Source organism: Luteimonas deserti, from assembly GCF_013425765.1.
Taxonomy (GTDB): domain Bacteria; phylum Pseudomonadota; class Gammaproteobacteria; order Xanthomonadales; family Xanthomonadaceae; genus Luteimonas; species Luteimonas deserti.
The window spans coordinates 112,440-131,115 of sequence record NZ_JACCJZ010000016.1 but is presented as its reverse complement, the minus strand read 5'-3'; the positions used below and the strand labels follow the sequence as shown (position 1 = coordinate 131,115).

The window sequence follows — 18,676 nt, the reverse complement described above, 5'->3', positions numbered from 1 at the left end:
TTCATGCCGGTATAGCTCAGTTGGTAGAGCAACCGCCTTGTAAGCGGTAGGTCCCCAGTTCGAATCCGGGTGCCGGCACCACTCGACAGCGCCGCCACGGGTCGTCCGCTGCGCCGATGATCCGCTGGTGTGTCCGCCCGGCCCGCGCTCGGTTCTCGTGGCGACATACGGAGACCCGAATGCAGCAGCCGTCCTACCCTCCCGTCTCGATCTTCGGCGTGCCCACCGACGTGGGCGCGGGACGACGCGGCGCATCCATGGGCCCCGAGGGCCTGCGCGTGGCCGGCCTAGTCGAGGCCTTGCTCGGACGCGGCATCGATGTCGTCGACCGCGGCGACCTCAAAGGCCCGAAGAATCCCTGGCTCGGCCCTGCGGGGGGCTACCGGCACCTAGACGAAGTGGTGGCATGGAACCGCGCCGTCCTCGAGGCCTCCACCGTCGAACTCGCGCAGGGCCGCATGCCGGTGATGCTGGGCGGCGACCACTGCCTGGCGATCGGGTCGATCGCCGCGGTGGCCAACCATTGCCGGGCCACCGGCAAGACCTTGCGCGTGCTGTGGCTCGATGCGCATACCGACTTCAATACCTCGCAGATCACGCCGTCGGGCAATGTGCACGGCATGCCGGTGGCCTGTCTGTGCGGCATCGGTCCCGAGCCGTTGACCGGCCTCGGCGGGCACGTGCCGGCGACCCGTGTCTCGGAATTCCGGCAGATCGGCATCCGTTCGGTGGATCCGGACGAGAAGCGCCTGGTCAAGACGCACGGGCTGGACATCTACGACATGCGCTACATCGATGAAGTCGGCATGCGCGCTGCCGTGCAGCAGGCCCTCGATGGCCTCGACGAGACCACCCACCTGCATGTGAGCTTCGACGTGGATGTTCTGGACCCGACCATCGCCCCCGGCACGGGCACGCCGGTGCCCGGCGGCATCAACTACCGGGAGGCGCAGCTGGTGATGGAAATGATCGCCGACACCGGGCGGCTCGGGTCGCTCGACATCGTCGAGGTCAACACCGCGCTCGATCACGGCAATGCCACCGCGGAGCTCGCTGTGGACCTCGTGGAAAGCCTGTTCGGCAAATCCACGTTGATGCGGGACTGAGCACCGTTCGCCCACTGAAGTGGCACATGAACAGGGAGGAGCGCTCCGTCGGCAGGAACGACGTCGCGTTCACATGATCGATTCCTATAGTGCGCGCCATGGTTGCGAGCTGACGCAATCGTCCATGCCCACCTATCTGGAGACACCCATGAAGCGTTCGATTGCCCTGCTGCTGCTCGCCCTGTTCACCGCCGGCTCGATGAGCGCCTGCAATACCGTCCGTGGCGCTGGCCAGGACGTCCAGAAGGTCGGCGAGAAGATGGAAGACAGCGCCGAGAACACCGGCGGCACCTCGCGCCCGTAAGGCTCTAGCCTCGCGAACAACAAGCCGGCGCTTGCGCCGGCTTTTTTGTTGTTCGCGCATCACGCGCAGGTCCACGCGGCGCAGTGCGCGTCGACCGGCGGCCGGGTGATCGCCGGCGGAAGCCTGCGCTCCGTCGAGGTCTTGACCTCGAGTTGATGCGGCGCGGGTCAGGATTATCCGGCCCGCATTGCATCGCGCATTGGCGGTGTCCGAGTCCGAAGGAGGACCCATGAACAAAGACATCATTTCCGGCAAGTGGACCCAGATCAAGGGCAAGGCCCAGGCCAAGTGGGGCGATCTCACCGACGACGTTTTCGACGTCGCAGCCGGCGACAGCAAATACCTCGCCGGCAAGCTGCAGGAGAAATACGGTTGGGAGCGCGAACGCGCGGAAGAGGAAGTGCGCGAGTTCGAACGAACCCTCGACTGAGATTGTGTCTGCCGGGCCTCTGTGACGCCGGCGGGTGACATGCGGACGGACCGGCGGCGCCGGTCCGTCCGTATCGTGTCAGGGGTCCGGCACGAAGGTGGCGGGAAACGCGTGCGGACGCCCGCGCAGGGGCAGCCGTCGAGGCACGATCCCGAGCGCCGCGAGCGCGTCGACGCTGTCGTAACGGAACGCGGTCTGCTGCTCGGGCGTGCGCGTGGCGCGTTCGAAGCGGGTGCGCCCGCTGGGTGACCATTCGCGTGCACCGTGGGCGGTTCCGATCTGCTGCGACATCGTCACCGATTCACGCGCGACGGGCGACGCAGCGTCGCCGGCGGCGCGCTCGGCGGTATCGCGCACGCGCGGCGCCCGGGTCACGGTCACAGGGGGCTGAGCTGGACGTTCGCGGAACACCGCGATGCCGATCACCCCGACGTGATCGGGACGCCCGGTGCGGGCGGCGTAGCTCTGCGCGAGTGCAGCGAACTCGAAGCGCGCAACCTCGTCGTGCGACTTGCGCCAGCCGGTGATTTCAGTCTGCTGCCACGGTTCGAGCACGTAGCCGGTCTGGTCGGGTGCAGCGGTCTGTCCGCTCACCGCGTTGATCCCGTCCACGGACACCACCACCAGCACACGCTCGCCGGTGGTATTGCGCAGGCGCAGCGAGTACGGCGTTCCGGGCTGTCCGGCGATCCAGCTTTCACCGCGATGGCGATAGCGGGGCAGGACGCGGCCGTCGTCGCGGTCGATCACGTCGAGCTGGACGAGGTCGCGTGGCGCGGCAGGTCGCAGTGCCTGCGCCGTGGGGACGAGGAGGGCGCACGCGGCGACGGCGAGACTGGCGCACAGGAGCACACGGGATCGGAACATGGCATCGGCTCGTGATGGAGGCACGTGTTCCAACGCGCCGTACCCCCGTGCGGGGTTACGGGACCGGCGGCGGGCAGGGGTTAGACTTGCGGCCTGTTCCAGGGTCGTATCCGTCATGCCGTCTCGCGCCACCCGCGTCCTCACCGGTATCACCACCTCCGGCACGCCCCACCTCGGCAACTACGTGGGCGCTGTGCGTCCGGCGATCCGGGCCAGCCGGGCAGCGGACACCGAGAGCTTCTACTTCCTGGCCGACCTGCACAGTCTGATCAAGGCCCAGGATCCGGCGCGCACCCAGCGCTCGACGCTGGAGATCGCAGCCACCTGGCTCGCCGCCGGCCTCGACCCGGCCAAGGTGTGGTTCTACCGCCAGAGCGACGTGCCGGAAACCACCGAGCTCATGTGGCTGCTGACCTGCGTCGCCGGCAAGGGCATCCTCAACCGTGCGCATGCGTACAAGGCCGCGGTCGACAGGAACCGCGCCGACGGGGAGGACGACGATGCCGCGGTGACTGCCGGACTCTTCATGTATCCGGTGCTGATGGCCGCCGACATCCTGATCTTCAACGCCGACCGGGTGCCGGTGGGCCGGGACCAGATCCAGCATATCGAGATGGCGCGCGATTTCGCCCAGCGGTTCAACCATGTCTACGGGCATGACTGGTTCACGCTGCCGGAGGCGGTCGTGGACGACAGCGTGGCCACACTTCCGGGCCTCGACGGCCGCAAGATGAGCAAGAGCTACGACAACACCATTCCGCTGTTCGCGCCGCCGGCGCACCTCAAGAAGCTGGTGTTCTCGATCCTCACCGATTCGACGCCGCCGGGCGAAGCGAAGTCGACCGACGGCTCGGCGCTGTTCCAGCTCTTCCAGGCTTTCGCGACGCCGGAAGAGACCGCGGGGTTCGCTGCGGCGTTCGGCGAGGGCATCGGCTGGGGCGATGCGAAACAGCAGCTGTTGGATGTCGTCGAGCGCGAGATCGCGCCGATGCGCGAACGCTACGAGGCTCTCATCGCGCGGCCGGGCGATATCGAGGACACGCTCCGCGAGGGCGGCCGGCGCCTGCGCGAGCGGTACGCCACGCCGCTGCTGCAGCAGCTGCGCGATGCGGTGGGATTGCGCGACCTGGGCAGGGTGGCGGTCGCGGCAACCGGCGACAGGCCGGGTCAGGCCGCGCGTCCACTCGCGATGTTCAAGCAGTACCGCGATGCCGACGGCAAGTTCTATTTCAAGTTCGTCGACGGCGAGCGTGTGCTGCTGCAGAGCGCCGCCTTCGACGTTCCCCGCGAGGCCGGACAGACGATCGCCCGGCTGCGGGGCGGCGAACTCGCGCTCGCCGATGCACCCGTGGCCTTCGGTGAGGGTGTGGACGCGACGGCGGTCCAGGCCGCGCTCGATGCGATCGCCGCGGCCGAGGCCGCGAAGGCGGAGGCATCGTGAATCCCGCTGTCGAGCTGAATCTCGCGCTGCTGCTGTTCCTGCCGTGGTTCCTGATTCTCGGCGCCTTGTTCTGGGTCTACCCGCGGCAACCCCGCGGGGCGCGGCGCGTCCTCTTCGATCTCGTCAGCCTGGGCGCGTCGGTGGGCGCCTTCCTGCTGGCCATCCATTGGGCGCAGGCCATCGCGGACAGCCGCCACGGCCACATGTGGCAGCAGATCCTCGCCACCGCCGTCGGCTACGGGGTGTTCCTGGCGGTGCTGGGCGCGGCATTCGCCATCCGTCGCCGTGTGCTTCACTCGCGTCGCTGAGCGGCCGACGGGCGCGCGACGCACCACGGTCTAGACTGGTCGCCCTGCCGAATGGACGACGACCGATGCGCGAGCGCGACGGGATCACCCTCATCGACACGGGCTACCTGCGCCCTGGACTGTGCGCCGCCTATCTGGTGGAAGCAGGCGGCCGCGCCGCGCTGATCGACTGCGGTACCGCGACCTGTGCGCAACGCGTGCTCGATGCGATCGATGCAGCGGGCATCGATCGTGCGGCAGTCGACTGGTTGATGGTCACCCATGTGCATCTGGATCACGCCGGTGCGGCCGGCCCGCTGATGCGCGCGCTGCCGAATGCGCGTCTGGTGGTGCATCCGCGCGGCGCGCCGCACATGATCGACCCCACCCGGCTGATCGCCGGGGCCCGGGCGGTGTACGGGGACGCCATGTTCGAGCGCGATCACGCCGGCATGCTGCCGGTGCCCGAATCGCGTGTGGTGATCGCCGAGGACGGCTACGTGGTGCCGCTCGCCGGCCGTTCTCTGCTGTGCATCGACACGCCGGGCCACGCGCTGCATCACTACAGCGTCTGGGACGCGGATACGCGCAGCTGGTTCGCGGGCGACACGTTCGGCCTGTCGTATCGCGAGTTCGACACCGCCGCGGGCGCCTTCGTGGTGCCGACGACCTCGCCGGTGCAGTTCGATCCGGAGCAGATGCACCGCTCGATCGACATCCTTCTGGCCCGTGCGCCCGCATCGATCCGGGTGGCGCACTTCGGCGAGGTGGACGACTGCGAGCGGCTGGGTGCGGATCTGCACGAACAGATCGATGCGATGGTGACGATCACCCGCGATGCCGCGGATGCGCCGGACCGTCACACGCGCATCGCCGGGGCGCTGCGACGGCTCTACACCGCACGCGCCGAGGCCCACGGCGTCGATGCTGCCGCCGCCCGGGTCGATACGGTGCTCGGCAACGATATCGACATCAACGCGCAGGGCCTGGCGATCTGGCTGGAGCGGGCCTCGCGGTGAACACGTGCAGGGCGGATGCATCGCTTGCGACGGTCGCCCGATCCAGCGGCGACCGCGCAGCCGGTTTCGACCCGCAGGAGCGAAACGTAGGGGCGCGATGATGGCCGGGCGGGGTTCATTCGCCTCCGGCTTACAATCCGGTAGTCCCCCGTACGAGGCAGTGCCCATGCAGCCCATTTCGCGCCCGCGTCCCGTCGGTTCCCCGCGCACTGCGCAGGGCGGTTTCAGCCTGATCGAGATCATCCTGGTGGTGGTTCTGATCGGCGGCATCGTCGCGTTCGCGGCCACGCGCATCCTCGGCGGCGGCGATCGCGCGCGCGTGAACCTGGCCAAGGCGCAGGTGCAGACGCTGGCCGAGAAGGTGCACCAGTTCGAGATGGACACCGGGCGTCTGCCCAATTCGCTCGGGGACCTCGTGGTCGCGCCCGGCGATGCGGGCGGCTGGCTGGGCCCCTATGCCAAGGAGGCCGAGTTGCGCGACCCGTGGAACACGCCCTACGAATATCGCGCGCCCGGCGAGCGCCAGCCGTTCGAGATCGTCAGCCTCGGCGCCGACCGCAGGCCGGGCGGGGACAGCGTCAACGCCGACATCCGTTACGAATAAGTGGCCGCGCGTCCCTCGCGTTCGACCGGTGCCTCGGTCGCGGCGGCGGGGTGCTAGATTCGCCGCTGCTGCCGCGTTCCGGATCCCCTCCGCCGCCCATGTCCCGCCCCCGCGCCAGGGTCCGTGGTTTCTCGCTGCTGGAAGTGCTGCTGGTCGTCGGCCTGATCGCGGTGACCGGCGTGCTCGCGGCCGGCGTGATGGGCGGCGGGTTCGACCGGATCGCGCTCCAATCCACCGCCAAGCAGCTCGCCGCGCAGCTGCGATACACGCGCGCGCAGGCGATCTCTACCGGCGTGCCGCAGCGTTTCACGCTCGATCCGGTCGCGCGTACATGGAGTGCGCCCAACGGTCGTGCCGGCACGATTCCCCCCTCGCTTGAAGTGGAGTTCACTGGCGCGCGGGAGATCCAGACGCGCGATGACGAGGGCGCCGTGCTGTTCTTCGCCGACGGTGCGGCCACCGGCGGGCGCATCCGCCTGGATCTGCGTGGCGCGGTCTGGCAGATCGACGTGGCCTGGCTCACCGGCGAGGTCCGCCTGGCGCGCGCGGGGGGCGCGCCGTGACCCGTGGCCATCGCCAGGCTTGGCGTGGGCGCCGCGGCTATACCCTGATCGAGGTGATCGTCGCCTTCGCCGTGCTCGGGCTGGCGCTCTCGCTGCTGCTCGGCACGCTGTCGAACGGCACGCGCCAGGTGCGCTGGGCCGCCGACGCCGGACGCGCCGCGATGCATGCACGCTCCCTGCTCGACGATGTCGGACTCGGCCTGCCGGTGGCGCCGGGCCGCCAGTCGGGCACCTTCGACGACGGCCGCTACCGCTGGACGCTCGAGATCGCGCTCTTCGTCGATTCCGACGTCGGGCCACTGCTTCCATCGCCGGGGCAGGGCGCCGATCTCTTCGAACTGACGCTGGCGGTCGATTGGGGCGCCGCCGGTCCTCGTGAGCGCCTACGCCTGCAGACGCTGCGGTTGCGCACTGCCGATGTCGACGGGATTCAGGGGCCATGAACGCGCGCCGGCCGGGCGGGTTTACCCTGATCGAAGTCCTGCTCGCCACGGTGCTGCTGGCGGCCGGCCTCGCGCTGGCGCTGACCACGCTGCGCGCAGCGACCGGCACCGTCGAACGCGGCGAAGGGCTGGCCGAGCGCAGCGAGCGGATGCGCGCGGTCGAGGGGTTCCTGCGCCGCCGTCTCGGCTCGGCGCAGCAGATCGCCTTCCATACCGACGAGACCACGGGCGCGATCCATCTGTTCGTGGGCGAACCGGATCGCGTGCGCTTCGTCGCCGACCTGCCGAACTACCTCGGGCAGGGCGGTCCGCACCTGCACGACATCGCCGGCCACGAAGCCGGCGGGCGCCGCCGGCTGACGGTCGCGTTCGGCATGGTGATGACCGGCCGGACGATCGAAACAACCGACCCGCGGCCGCCCGAACCGCTGCTCGAGGCGCTGGGCGAGCTCCGTCTGCGTTACCGCGGGTTCGACGAGACCGGCGCACTCGGGCCCTGGCAGGACCGCTGGGGGCCGGGCAGCCTGCCGCTGCAGGTCGAGATCGGCATCACCACGGAGCGCGAGGGCCCGTGGCCTCCGATCCTGGTCACCCTGCCGCAGGGCACCGGACAGGCAGCCGTGCCCGAGGCGACGCCATGACCCGGGCACGTGGCGCGGCCCTGCTCCTGGTGCTCTGGCTGATCACCCTGCTGGCCGCCCTGGTGGGCGCATTCGCGCTGACCGCGCGCATGGAGAACGAGCAGGCCCGGGTGCTCACCCGCGGCCTCGTGGCCGACCAGGCGGCGCGCGCCGGACTCGATTACGCCATGACCCGGCTGGCGGCAGGCGATCCGGCCTTCGCCTGGCAGCCCGACGGCCGTCCCTACGCCTGGCGCTACCACGGGATCGAGGTCGAGCTGCGCATCGTGGACGAAACCGGCAAGGTCGATCTCAACGCGGCGGGTCCCGAGCTGCTGGCGGCGCTGATGCAGGGCGTGGGGGCCGAGGCTCCGCTGGCCACCGCTGTCGCCGGGGCGATCGTCGATTGGCGCGACGGCGACGATTTCGTCCAGGTGGTCGGCGGTGCCGAGTCGTCGGACTACGCCGCCGCGGGTCGGCCCTACGGCGCCAAGAACGCGCCGTTCGAAAGCGTGGCTGAAGTGGAGCAGGTGCTCGGCATGACGCCGGCCCTGTTCGAAGCGCTGTCGCCGCACCTGACCATCTACAGCCGCATGCCGGTGCCCGATCCGCAGTTCGCCTCGGCCGAGGTGCTGGGGGCGATGGGTGTCGATGCCGATCCGTTGCTGGCTGCGCGCGATGCCGCCACCGCCCCGATCGCCGGTGCCCTGCTGGGGTCCGGTAGCGGCACGTATAGTATCGACAGCCGCGCGCGCCTGGAGGAGGGCCGGACCGCGCGGTTGCGGGCGGTGGTGAGAACCGGCGCCGGCGCCGTGCCCGGCACGGCCTATGGCGTGTTGCGTTGGGAGGAGGGAGCGTCACCACGATGATGTCCGCGACACCTGCAGCGTCCGGCGAGGCCGCGCCCGGCCGTCTCCGCGGCAGCCGCCTCCGCCTGCGCCTGCGCGCGTTCCTGAGCTGGTGGGCCGCCGGTCTGTCGTCCTGGCTCCCGGCCCGCGCGCGGGAGCTGTTCGGCCTCGCCGGCCGCCGGCTCCTGCTGCGGACCGGTGACGGCCAGGTGCAGCTCGTGCTGTTCGAGGACGGCGCCACCCGCGCGCTGGCCGATGTGCCGCTCGCGCCAGTGGCGGACGACGCCGGCGATCCGCTGGCCAGCCTGCTGGCGCCGCACGTGGTCGATGCTCCCCGTTGGCTGCTGTTGCCTGCGCGCGCGGGCCTGCGCCGTCGGCTGGTCCTGCCCGAGGCCGCGGCCGACCGGCTGCACGACGTGCTCGGTTTCGAGATCGACCGCCAGACGCCGTTCGCGGCGGCCGACGTGCGTTACGACCACCGCGTCCTCGGCCAGCGCGGTGACGGCCAGCTCGACGTCGAACTGGTGGTCGTGCCTCGGGCCACGATCGATGCCGGTCTGGCCGCACTGGGCCCGCTCGCTTCCACCCTGGCGGGTGTGGATCTGGACGGCGGCGACGAGGGCCCGCTCGGCGTGAATCTGGCGCACCAGGCCCGCCGCCGCGAGGATCCGCAGCGCCGGATCCAGTGGGTGCTCGCGGCCGCCGCGGTGGTGTTCACCGCGCTGGGGCTGTGGCAGATCCGCGACAACCGCGCCGCGGCGGCCGACGCCCTGGAAGCGCGTGTCGAGGCGGATGCCGCACGTGCGCGCACAGCCTCGGCGCAGCGCCAGCAACTGACCGACCTGCGCGAAGGCCTCGCCTTCCTGCAGGCGCAACGCGCGGCCAGGCCGACGACGGTGGCGGTGCTGGACGAACTGGCACGACGGCTGCCGGACACCACGTCGCTGGAGAAGGCCGCGATCGAAGGCGACCGGATCCTGCTGATCGGGCTGAGCACCGAGGCCTCGGCGCTGGTGGGCTATCTCGAAGGCTCGCCCCTCTGGCGGGCACCGGCGCTGGCGGGCGCGCTGCAGAACGATCCGCGCAGCCGCGCCGACCGGTTCACCCTGACCGCCGAACTCGCGCCCGGGGCGGCGCCCGCGGCCCGCCCGGATCCGGAGACCGCCCGTGCGGCGTCACGATAGCCCGGTGACCGCACGCGACCGCTGGCTCGCGCTGGCGCTGCTGGTGGCCACGCTGGCGGCGGCCTATCTGGTCCTCGTGCATCCGTGGTGGACCCGCCCGATGCGCGAACTCGGCAGTCGCATCGAAATGCTGCAGGCGCGCGAACTGCGCGTGCGCCGTGAGCTCGAACAGGCGCCCCAGGTGCGCGAAGCGTTGGAGCGGGCTCGCGAGACCATGCTCGAGGTGCCCGGGTTCATGCCGCAGGCCAGCGTGGAGCTCGCGACCGCGGCCCTGGTCCAGCGGCTCGAGCAGGCGGTGCTCGACGCGAGTCCCGGCAACCGCAGCTGCGCGATCAGCAACCGGTCGCCGATGACCGGCGGACGCACCGAACGTTACCCGCGCGCCACCGTCCAGGTGCGCCTGCGCTGCGGCAATCCGGAGCTCGCGGCGGTACTGCATTCGCTCGAGACCGGTACACCACGCCTGTTCGTCGACAACCTCAACATCCTCAGCCAGCGCCACACCGTGGCCGCCGGGACCGCGAGTGGCGGAACCGACGTGAGCTTCGACCTGTCGGGCCATGTGCTGCCGGGGCCGGGCACCGCGCCAGGTCCGGGTCGCGCGGCAGCGCCTTCGGCCACGTCCGGTGGAGGCGCCGATGGGGATTGAGACCACCAATACGCGTACCTGGCTGGTCGCGGCCGTGGCCGGCTGGGCGCTGGCGGTGTGGGGACTCGCCCTGGCCGGCCTCGGCGGGCGGATCGGTCCGGCCGACGACGATGGCGCCACGCCACCGCCGGCTGCCGCCATGCCGGCAGCCGAGGCCCAGCCGCCGCTCGCCGCGTATCCCGAGATCGCCGCCCGTCCCCTGTTCTCGGCCGACCGCCGTCCGCATCCGTTCTTCATCGATCCCACCGACGAGGGCGAAGGCGCCGCCACCGGCTTCGATTACGTGCTCACCAGCGTGCTGCGCACGCCCGATTTCGCGATGGCCATCCTGCAGCCCGTCGGCGGCGGCGATTCGATCCGCCTGCGTGTGGGCGAGGCGCCGCCAGCCGCGACGGGATGGACCCTGGACTCGGTCGAGGCGAGGCGTGTGGTGTTCGTCGGGCCGGAAGGGCCGCGGACGCTCGAACTGCGCGTCTACGACGGTGTCGGCGGACAGCCGCCGACCGCGATGCGGCCCCCCGTCGTCGCAGCCGACGCCGCGTCGGGCACGGACGGAAGCCGGCGGCGCGCCGGTGCGCCGGTGCCCTCCGCGGCTGCCCCGCCGCCGCCGGCCACACCGCCGACACGGCCCGGCAGCGCGGCCGCCGTCACGGCGCCAAGCCCGGTTCCACCGGCGCCGGCCCCCGCCGTGGAGCCGGTTCCCGCGGCCGGGGCGGACAGTGCAGGGCCTTCGGAGGCGCAGGTCGAAGCGATCCGTCGCCGCATCGAGGAACGGCGCGCGCGCCTGCGCCAGCAACAGGCGACCGGCGGGCAGGCGCCGTGATCCGCGCCGCCCGTTCCGTCCTCACCGCCGCAATGCGCGGGTCCGCCTTCCGTGCCGGCCGCGCCCCCGCGCACCGCAGGCCCTAGACTCCAGCCGATGAAGCCTTCGATGACCCCATCCCTGTCTCTTCGTGCCATCGCCTTCGGGACCGGCATCGCCCTGCTGGCCGGCTGTGCCACCGCGCCGTCGCCTTCGATCCGCCGCTCGGCCCAGTTGCCGGCCGATGCGGGCGTGGCCGCCGATCCCGATGCCCCCGTGGTGCGCAGCCAGGTCCTGCTCGACGACGAGGACCGGCCGCGCCCGCAGATCCGCCGCGGCACCGGCACCGTGATCAACCGCGGCGCGGCGGCCGCGCCTGCGCCGACGCTCGGCGGCGGCACCACCGGGCAGGCGTCGTTCAATTTCGAGGGCGAATCCGTGCACGCGGTCGCCAAGGCGATCCTCGGCGACATGCTCGGCCAGAACTACGTCATCGCACCGGAGGTGCAGGGCACGGTGACCCTGGCGACGCCGCAGCCGGTGAGCCCGGCCCAGGCGCTGAGCCTGCTGGAGATGGTGCTGGGCTGGAACAACGCCCGCATGATCTACAGCGACGGCCGCTACAACATCGTGCCGGCCGACACCGCGCTGGCCACCGGCACTGTCGCGCCGCGCACCGGCGGCACCGGGGCCGCCCGCGGCTTCGAGGTGCGGACCGTGCCGCTGCGCTACATCTCCGCGACCGAGATGGAGAAGGTGCTCGTGCCGTATGCGCGCCCGAACGCCATCGTCTCCGCCGACAACGCACGCAACGTCATCACGATTTCCGGCAGCCGCTCCGAACTCGACAACTACCTGCGCACGATCGAGATCTTCGACGTCGACTGGCTGTCGGGCATGTCGGTCGGCGTGTTTCCGCTGCAGTCGGGCAAGGCCACGCAGGTGGTCGCCGATCTGGAAAAGGTCTTCGGCCAGGACAGCGAATCGCCGGTGTCGGGCATGTTCCGCTTCATGCCGCTGGAAGGCGCCAATGCGGTGCTGGTGATCACGCCGCAGGCGGATTACCTCGGCGAGATCCAGCAGTGGCTCGAGCGCATCGACAACGCCGGCCAGGAACCGCGGCTGTTCTCCTACGAGCTGAAGTTCATCAAGGCGCGCGAGCTCGCGCAGCGGCTTGCGGAGGTGTTCGGCGGCGGCAGTGGCGCGGGCCAGGGCAGTGCGTCGCTGATGCCCGGGACCACCGGGGCGACCCTGCGCAGCGGTGGCCTCGGCAGCCAGGCGGGGAGCCAGGGCGGCCTCGACGCCGGGACGGGCGGCCTCGGCAGCGGCGGCGGTGCGGGACGTGGCGGGAGTCGGGGTGGCGGCGACATCGGCCAGATGCAGCTCAGCGACACCCAGGACGGCCCGAGCAGCGTGACCCTCGAGGTCGAGGGCGCCCGGGTCGGCGTGTCGGCGATCGACGAGACCAATACGTTGCTGGTACGCACCTCGCCCGCGGCGTGGCGCTCGATCCGCGACGTGGTCGAACGTCTGGACGTGATGCCGGCGCAGGTGCACATCGAGGCGCAGGTGGTCGAGGTGACGCTGAGCGGCGCGCTCGAGTACGGCGTGCAGTGGTTCATCGAGCGCGCGGCCACCGACAACGGCTTTCCCAGTCTTTCGCTTGCCGACAACCCGCTACTGCCACGCAGCTGGAGCACGCTGGGCGCGAGCATCGGCGGGGTCGCGGGTCCGGGCGCCCGGTGGACGCTGTTCCGCAACGATGCGGCAGCGATCATCGATGCGCTCGACGAGGTCACCGACGTGCAGATCCTGCAGTCGCCGTCGGTGTTCGTGCGCAACAACGCGATGGCCGAGTTCAACGTCGGCGCGAGCATCCCGATCTCCACGACGAGCTTCAATCCGGTTCTGGGCGACAGCCAGTACACCCAGGTGCAGTACCTGGAAACCGGCACCATCCTCAAGGTGCGGCCGCGGGTCACCCGCGACGGCATGGTGTTTCTCGACATCGTGCAGGAAGTCAGTTCGCCGGCGCCCGCCAGCACCGCGGACGCGCAGGGCAACGTGCGTATCGATACGCGACGACTGAAGACCGAGGCCGCCGTGCAGGCGGGCGAAACTGTCATGCTGGCCGGCCTGATCCGGGACGAAGTGGGACGACGCTCGCGCGGGCTGCCCGGGCTGTCGCGGATTCCGGTGGTCGGGGGGCTGTTCGGCAACCAGCGCTCGAGCACGGGGCGCAGTGAGGTCGTCGTGCTGCTGACCCCGACGATCGTGCGCAATCCACAGGAAGCGCGGCAGCTCACCGACGAGTACGGCCGCCGCTTCCGGGCCATGCAGCCGCTGCAACGTCCGCAGGACTGACCCCCACATGGCGACACTGCCGGTCGTCGTGGTCGCGGTGGGGCACGACGACGACGCGCTCGACGCCTGTCTGGCCGGCCTCGATGCGGGTACGCCGCCCGGTACGCCGGTGTGGCTGGCCGACGACGCGCGAATCGGCCCGCGAGGCGCCGACATCGTGCGCCGCTGGCTGGCGTCTACGCCGCTGCAGGCCGACTACACCTGCCGCCAGCGCAGCATCGGCGAGGTCGCCCATCTCGACGACGTGCTGCGCGCCTGCGGAGACGCGGATGTCGCGGTGCTGGCGGCCGATGCGATTCCGCTGCCGGGCTGGCTGGACGCCTTGGCCACATGCTTCGCCTGCGATGCGGCCATCGCCACGGCGACCCCATGGTGCAACGCGGGAGAGGCGGCGGCGTGGCCGCGCATCGGCGAGATCAATCCCGTGCCCGATGCGCCCGCCCGGCTGGCGCGTGCCTGCCAGCAGATGCCGCCGCTCTATCCCGAACTGCCGGCAGCGATCGGCCATGCCGTGCTGTTGCGCGGCAACGCGCGTCGCAAGGCGGGTGGGCTCGATGCGTCCAGCTACGCCTCCTGGTACGCGGCCCTGACCGACCTGTCGATGCGCATGGCAGGCCTCGGGTGGCGCAATGCGTTGTGCGAGACCGCGTTCGTGGCCCGCGGCGGCGAGGGCGGGCCGGCCGACGGCGACATGGACGCACTGGCGGTGCGCTGGCCGGCCTGGCATTCACGGCTGGCGGCGTTCCTGATGGAGGATCCCCTGCACCGCTGCCGGCAGTCGCTGGCCCAGCGCTTCGCCGCACTCGAGCAGGCACCGGCGCAGCCGAGCCTGTTCGGCGATCCGCTGCCCGCGACGCCGGCGCAGGGCCCGACCGCCGAGCCCGTGGCCGGCGATCCGACCGCACCGCCGCAGGAACGCGCCGCGCAGCCCGAGGGGTCTGCGTCGTGATCCCTGCTCGTGGGGCCGCGGACATCGTCGCCGTGGTGGTCACCCACCAGAGCGCCAGCACCGTCGATGCCTGCCTCGGCCGGCTGCGTGGCGCGCACCGGGTGGCCGAGATCCGGGTGGTCGACAACGCCTCGTCGGACGCCACGCTCGCGGTGGTGCAGCGGCATGCGTCGCTCGACCCGCGGGTGCACTTCATCGCCAACCCCGACAACCCCGGCTTCGCGGTCGCCTGCAACCAGGGCGCGCGCGATGCCGCATCGCCGTGGATCGCCTTCGTCAATCCGGACTGCCTGGTCGAGGCCGATGCGCTGGCGCGACTGCAGGCGCACGCTGGCTCGCTGGAGAGCGACAGCCTGCTCGGCACCGACCTCGTCGGCGAGGACGGCGTGCACGATCCGGCGGCGCGGCGCCGCGATCCCGAGTTCGCCGCGATGCTCTACCGCCCGGCGGCGCGTCGCCTGTCGGTGGCGCGCGATCCGCAGCGGACGCTGCAGCGCGTCGATGCGGTGTCCGGTGCATTGATGCTGATGCCCAGGCGGCTGTTCGACCGCATCGGCGGCTTCGACGAGGGCTATCGCCTGCATGCCGAGGACCTCGATCTGTGCCGCCGGGCGCGCGAGGCGGGCGCCGTGGTCGCGGTGGCCAACGACATCGTGGTGGCCCACGTCCGTGGCGTCTCCAGCCGGGCGCGTCCGCTTTTCGTCGAATGGCACAAGCATCGTGGGCTGTGGCGCTACTTCCGCCGGTTCGAGGCGGGCAAGCGAGGCTGGCCCGTCCGCGTGGCGGTCTGGGCCATGATCTGGCTGCGGCTGCCGGTCGCCGCCCTGCGCGCCAGGCTGCGCACCGGGGGCTAGCGGCCCCGCGAAAAAGTGCGACTGGGTTGGCAGAGCGGAGAATCCATCCGCCCTGGGGTGGCCCCGGATGCCGAAAGTGTTCACACCCTGTGTACGCTTGGCGCAGGGGAAAGACCGCCGTCGCAACCGGGGAATCCAGATGTCCAGAACCGCTTGGGCGCCGCTCGCGCTCGTGGCCCTGATGCTGTCCGCCTGCGGGGGCGGTGGCGGTGGAGGGGATGCCGCGCCGACGCCCGCACCCGGCGCGCCCGCGCCGACGCCGGCGCCCGTGCCGGCTTTCGCGCCCATTCCCGCCAGCGACGGCGAGGCCGCACGCTTCCTGGTGCAGGCCACCTTCGGCCCCACCCGCGCCGACATCGACCGCCTGCGCCAGATCGGCTATTCGGCCTGGATCGACGAGCAGCTCGACCCGGGCCGAACGCCGGTCACCCTGGTCACGCCGCACATCCTGTCGATCCCGGTCGCCCAGCTCAACTACGCCGAGCGCCGCAACTACTGGCTGTGGCAGGCGACCACGAAGCCCGACCAGCTGCGCATGCGCATGGCGTTCGCGCTGAGCGAGATCTTCGTCGTCTCCGACCGCGACTACAACACGGCGAACTTCGGGCGCATCAGCAACTACCAGGACATGCTCGCGCAGAACGCCTTCGGTTCCTACCGGCAGCTGGTCGAACGGGTCACCCTGCACCCGGCGATGGGGCTCTACCTGAGCCATATTTCCAACCGCAAGTCCACGAGCTACACCAACGGCCAGGGCGTGCGCGTCACCATCGTGCCCGACGAGAACTACGCGCGCGAACTGATGCAGCTGTTCTCGATCGGACTCATCGAGCGCAACCCGGATTTCAGTCCCAAGCTCGATGCCCAGGGCCGCACCATCCCGACCTACGACCAGGAAACGGTCAAGGGCATGGCACGCGTGCTCACCGGCTGGACCTGGCCCGGCAACACCCGCGAGACCTTCTGGCGGTGGGGCGCGGACAACGAGGCGCGGCCGATGAGCTGTGTGCCCGAGTTCCACGACGAGCAGCCCAAGACCATCTTCAACGGCGTGGTCATCAACGAGGGCAGCAACTGCGTCGCCAGCCTGGCGAAGATGCTCGACGCGCTGTCGGCGCACCCCAACGTCGCGCCGTTCATCAGCCGCCAGCTGATCCAGCGCTTCGTCACCAGCAATCCGAGTCCGCAGTACATCGGACGCGTCTCCAAGGTCTGGACCGACACCGGTGGCGACCTCGGCCGCGTGATCAAGGCGGTGCTGCTCGATGTGGAGGCGCGCATTCCCCCCGCGGCCGACAACGCCGGCTACGGCAAGGCCCGCGAACCCCTGCTGCAGCTCACGGCGCTGTGGCGCGCGTTCGACGCCCGTTACATCCCGCGCGCGGACGGCCAGTACTACTTCGGGTTCTCCAACGCCTGGGACTTCGCGACGACCCTCGCCCAGGATTCGCTGCGCTCGCCGTCGGTGTTCAATTTCTTCGAACCCGACTACCGGCTCCAGGGTGCCAACGGCGTCGCCGGCCCCTACGCCCCGGAGCTGCAGCTCTACAACGAAGCCACCTTCGTGAGCGTGTTCAACCAGCTCGACAGCGCGGGCTGGTCCCAGCTGCAGACCGCGCCGCCCACCGCCAATACCTCGGCACCGGTGCTGGACATCCGGCCGCTGCTCGCACTCGCCGAGCAGGACAACCACGGCGCGATGGTCGACCAGGTCAATACCCTGCTGCTGGCCGGCGCGCTGACCGCGGACAACCGGGCGACGATGGTGCTGATGCTCGATCGCCTCAAGACCGAACGGCGGCCGGCCGACGAGCGCGTGCGCTCGCTCGTGCAGCTGGCCGTCGCCTCCCCCGAATTCGTCATCCAGCGCTGAGGCCACGATGGACACTCATTCCCGCACCTCGCGTCGCCAGTTCATCGCGCGGCTGGGCACGCTGCTCGCCGGCGGCGCGGCCGTCGCCACGCTGCCCCAGCTTGAACTCATGGGCCGGGCGCTGGCCGCATCCCCCGCAGCGACGCCCGGTTACCGCGCGGTGGTCTGCATCTTCCTGCTCGGCGGCAACGACTCCTTCAACATGCTCGTGCCGCATGTGCGCGAGGAGCACGATGTCTATCTCGCCAGTCGCGGCGGCGTCTACAACGCCAGCACCAACTCCCAGGGCTTGGGCCTGGCACGCGATGCACTGGTGCAGGTGACCGACACGGCGGGCAAGTCCTGGGGCCTGCATCCCTCGTGCGCGCCGCTCAAGCCGCTGTTCGATCGCGGCGAGCTGGGATTCATGGCCAACGTCGGCACATTGGTGCAGCCGGTGACCAAGGCCGAGTACATCGCGCGCAGCCGCCGCCTGCCGCAGGCGCTGTACTCGCACAACGACCAGCAGCGCCTGTGGATGCGCGGCGAATCGGAACTGGCCAGCTCCACGACGGGCTGGGGCGGACGCTGCGCGGACCGTCTGGAAATTGCCAACGCCGCCGGACTGAGGACCTTGCCGCCCACCATTTCCCTGGCGGGCAACAACCTGTTCCAGAGCGGCAGCGCGACTGCCGCCTACGGCATGGGCACCGGTGGGCCGGTTGCGCTGCGGCGGTTCACCAGTACCACCAACGCGGCCGAGCGGATCCGCCGCGAGGCGCTGGAGGCGATGCTCGATCGGCGCTACACACCGATCATGCAGGACCACTACGCCGTGCTGGGCGAGGGCACGATGCAGATCAGCGACACCCTGCGCGCAGCGCTCGACCCGGCGGCCGGCGGCGACGTCACCACCGCATTCCCGGCGAACGACAACCTGGCCTCGCAGCTGCGCATGATCGCGCGGATGATCAAGGTCAGCCGGGGCAGCGCGATCAACCATTCGCGCCAGATCTACTACGCCACCCTCGGCGGCTTCGACACCCACGACAATCAGATGGCCGAGGGCAGCCACGCGCGGCTGCTGTCGCGTCTGAGCGAAGGCCTGGCCGCGTTCCGGAATGCGCTGTCCGAAGTGGGCGCGCTGAACGACGTGGTGACGTTCACCATGAGCGACTTCGGACGCACGCTCAACAGCAACGGCAACGGCACCGATCACGCCTGGGGCGGTGTCCAGCTGATGATGGGCGGCGCATCGACAGCAGGCGGCCCGCTGCGCGGTCGCCGGGTGCACGGTGCCTATCCGCTGCTCGAGCTCGACGGCCCGCAGGCTGTCGAGCGCGGCCGGATGATCCCGACCACCTCCACCAACCAGTTCGGCGCGACCTTCGCGCGCTGGCTGGGTGTGCCGGATGCGGATCTGCCGACCGTGTTCCCGGGCCTGGGCAACTTCAGCCGGCCGGTCCTCGACTTCCTGGGCTGATCCGGGC

At 70.9% G+C, this 18,676-nt stretch carries 19 protein-coding genes, 1 tRNA gene and 1 pseudogene; 20 read left to right on the top strand and 1 reads right to left on the bottom strand.

Going from position 1 to position 18,676, the window contains the following annotated elements:
- The first annotated feature begins 5 nt into the window (after positions 1 to 5).
- From H0E82_RS08955 to H0E82_RS08940, 4 genes are all read left to right on the top strand, one after another.
- A tRNA-Thr gene (locus H0E82_RS08955) sits at positions 6 to 81 on the top strand.
- Positions 82 to 179: 98 nt separating this feature from the next.
- Positions 180 to 1,106: an arginase gene (rocF, locus tag H0E82_RS08950; protein ID WP_180545112.1), complete on the top strand. Its 927-nt coding sequence runs from the start codon at positions 180 to 182 to the stop codon at positions 1,104 to 1,106.
- A gap of 148 nt (positions 1,107 to 1,254) precedes the next feature.
- Positions 1,255 to 1,410, top strand: coding sequence for an entericidin A/B family lipoprotein (locus H0E82_RS08945; RefSeq protein WP_180545111.1), 156 nt, complete (start codon positions 1,255 to 1,257; stop codon positions 1,408 to 1,410).
- A gap of 229 nt (positions 1,411 to 1,639) precedes the next feature.
- Positions 1,640 to 1,840, top strand: coding sequence for a CsbD family protein (locus tag H0E82_RS08940; protein ID WP_180545110.1), 201 nt, complete (start codon positions 1,640 to 1,642; stop codon positions 1,838 to 1,840).
- 78 nt (positions 1,841 to 1,918) lie between these two features.
- Here the strand turns inward: H0E82_RS08940 and H0E82_RS08935 are convergent, their stop codons facing one another.
- Positions 1,919 to 2,707: a hypothetical protein gene (locus H0E82_RS08935; protein WP_180545109.1), complete on the bottom strand. Its 789-nt coding sequence runs from the start codon at positions 2,705 to 2,707 to the stop codon at positions 1,919 to 1,921.
- A gap of 115 nt (positions 2,708 to 2,822) precedes the next feature.
- On the opposite strand from H0E82_RS08935, the gene H0E82_RS08930 reads away from it, so the two are divergent.
- The 16 genes and pseudogenes from H0E82_RS08930 (at position 2,823) to H0E82_RS08855 (ending at position 18,669) form a co-directional block, all read left to right on the top strand.
- Entirely contained in the window at positions 2,823 to 4,148 is a 1,326-nt protein-coding gene (locus H0E82_RS08930) for a tryptophan--tRNA ligase (protein WP_180545108.1), read from the top strand.
- The gene (locus H0E82_RS08925) at positions 4,145 to 4,456 is read left to right on the top strand and encodes a hypothetical protein (protein WP_328796994.1); all 312 of its coding nucleotides are present in this window, start codon (positions 4,145 to 4,147) and stop codon (positions 4,454 to 4,456) included. The genes H0E82_RS08930 and H0E82_RS08925 overlap by 4 nt, the downstream gene beginning before the upstream one ends.
- A 65-nt stretch (positions 4,457 to 4,521) precedes the next feature.
- The gene (locus H0E82_RS08920; RefSeq protein WP_180545107.1) at positions 4,522 to 5,454 is read left to right on the top strand and encodes an MBL fold metallo-hydrolase; all 933 of its coding nucleotides are present in this window, start codon (positions 4,522 to 4,524) and stop codon (positions 5,452 to 5,454) included.
- A 166-nt stretch (positions 5,455 to 5,620) separates the two neighbouring features.
- Positions 5,621 to 6,058, top strand: coding sequence for a type II secretion system major pseudopilin GspG (gene gspG / locus H0E82_RS08915; protein WP_180545106.1), 438 nt, complete (start codon positions 5,621 to 5,623; stop codon positions 6,056 to 6,058).
- A gap of 98 nt (positions 6,059 to 6,156) precedes the next feature.
- Complete coding sequence (xpsH, locus tag H0E82_RS08910) at positions 6,157 to 6,621, top strand: type II secretion system protein XpsH (RefSeq protein ID WP_180545105.1); 465 nt, start codon at positions 6,157 to 6,159, stop codon at positions 6,619 to 6,621.
- The gene (gene xpsI / locus H0E82_RS08905) at positions 6,618 to 7,064 is read left to right on the top strand and encodes a type II secretion system protein XpsI (protein WP_180545104.1); all 447 of its coding nucleotides are present in this window, start codon (positions 6,618 to 6,620) and stop codon (positions 7,062 to 7,064) included. Before xpsH ends, xpsI begins: the two co-directional genes overlap by 4 nt.
- Positions 7,061 to 7,705, top strand: coding sequence for a prepilin-type N-terminal cleavage/methylation domain-containing protein (locus H0E82_RS08900; protein ID WP_180545103.1), 645 nt, complete (start codon positions 7,061 to 7,063; stop codon positions 7,703 to 7,705). The genes xpsI and H0E82_RS08900 overlap by 4 nt, the downstream gene beginning before the upstream one ends.
- Complete coding sequence (locus tag H0E82_RS08895; RefSeq protein ID WP_180545102.1) at positions 7,702 to 8,553, top strand: type II secretion system minor pseudopilin; 852 nt, start codon at positions 7,702 to 7,704, stop codon at positions 8,551 to 8,553. The genes H0E82_RS08900 and H0E82_RS08895 overlap by 4 nt, the downstream gene beginning before the upstream one ends.
- Complete coding sequence (locus H0E82_RS08890; RefSeq protein WP_180545101.1) at positions 8,553 to 9,716, top strand: PilN domain-containing protein; 1,164 nt, start codon at positions 8,553 to 8,555, stop codon at positions 9,714 to 9,716. Before H0E82_RS08895 ends, H0E82_RS08890 begins: the two co-directional genes overlap by 1 nt.
- 4 nt (positions 9,717 to 9,720) lie before the next feature.
- Positions 9,721 to 10,365 carry a type II secretion system protein GspM gene (gspM, locus tag H0E82_RS08885; protein ID WP_328796993.1) on the top strand — a complete coding sequence of 215 codons (645 nt, stop codon included), beginning with the start codon at positions 9,721 to 9,723 and terminating at the stop codon, positions 10,363 to 10,365.
- Positions 10,355 to 11,188: a general secretion pathway protein GspN gene (locus tag H0E82_RS08880; protein ID WP_180545100.1), complete on the top strand. Its 834-nt coding sequence runs from the start codon at positions 10,355 to 10,357 to the stop codon at positions 11,186 to 11,188. The genes gspM and H0E82_RS08880 overlap by 11 nt, the downstream gene beginning before the upstream one ends.
- Before the next feature lie 108 nt (positions 11,189 to 11,296).
- Positions 11,297 to 13,531, top strand: coding sequence for a type II secretion system secretin GspD (gene gspD / locus H0E82_RS08875; protein ID WP_180545099.1), 2,235 nt, complete (start codon positions 11,297 to 11,299; stop codon positions 13,529 to 13,531).
- A gap of 7 nt (positions 13,532 to 13,538) precedes the next feature.
- Positions 13,539 to 14,366 (top strand): annotated as a pseudogene (locus H0E82_RS08870) (glycosyltransferase); the annotation flags it as partial.
- Between the two features lie 113 nt (positions 14,367 to 14,479).
- On the top strand, positions 14,480 to 15,334 hold the full coding sequence (locus tag H0E82_RS08865; RefSeq protein WP_328797000.1) for a glycosyltransferase family 2 protein: 855 nt from the start codon (positions 14,480 to 14,482) through the stop codon (positions 15,332 to 15,334).
- A gap of 139 nt (positions 15,335 to 15,473) precedes the next feature.
- Positions 15,474 to 17,207 carry a DUF1800 domain-containing protein gene (locus tag H0E82_RS08860; RefSeq protein WP_180545098.1) on the top strand — a complete coding sequence of 578 codons (1,734 nt, stop codon included), beginning with the start codon at positions 15,474 to 15,476 and terminating at the stop codon, positions 17,205 to 17,207.
- Between the two features lie 7 nt (positions 17,208 to 17,214).
- Positions 17,215 to 18,669 (top strand): DUF1501 domain-containing protein, encoded by a 1,455-nt coding sequence (locus H0E82_RS08855; RefSeq protein ID WP_180545097.1) that lies wholly within the window; start codon positions 17,215 to 17,217, stop codon positions 18,667 to 18,669.
- Positions 18,670 to 18,676 lie beyond the last annotated feature (7 nt).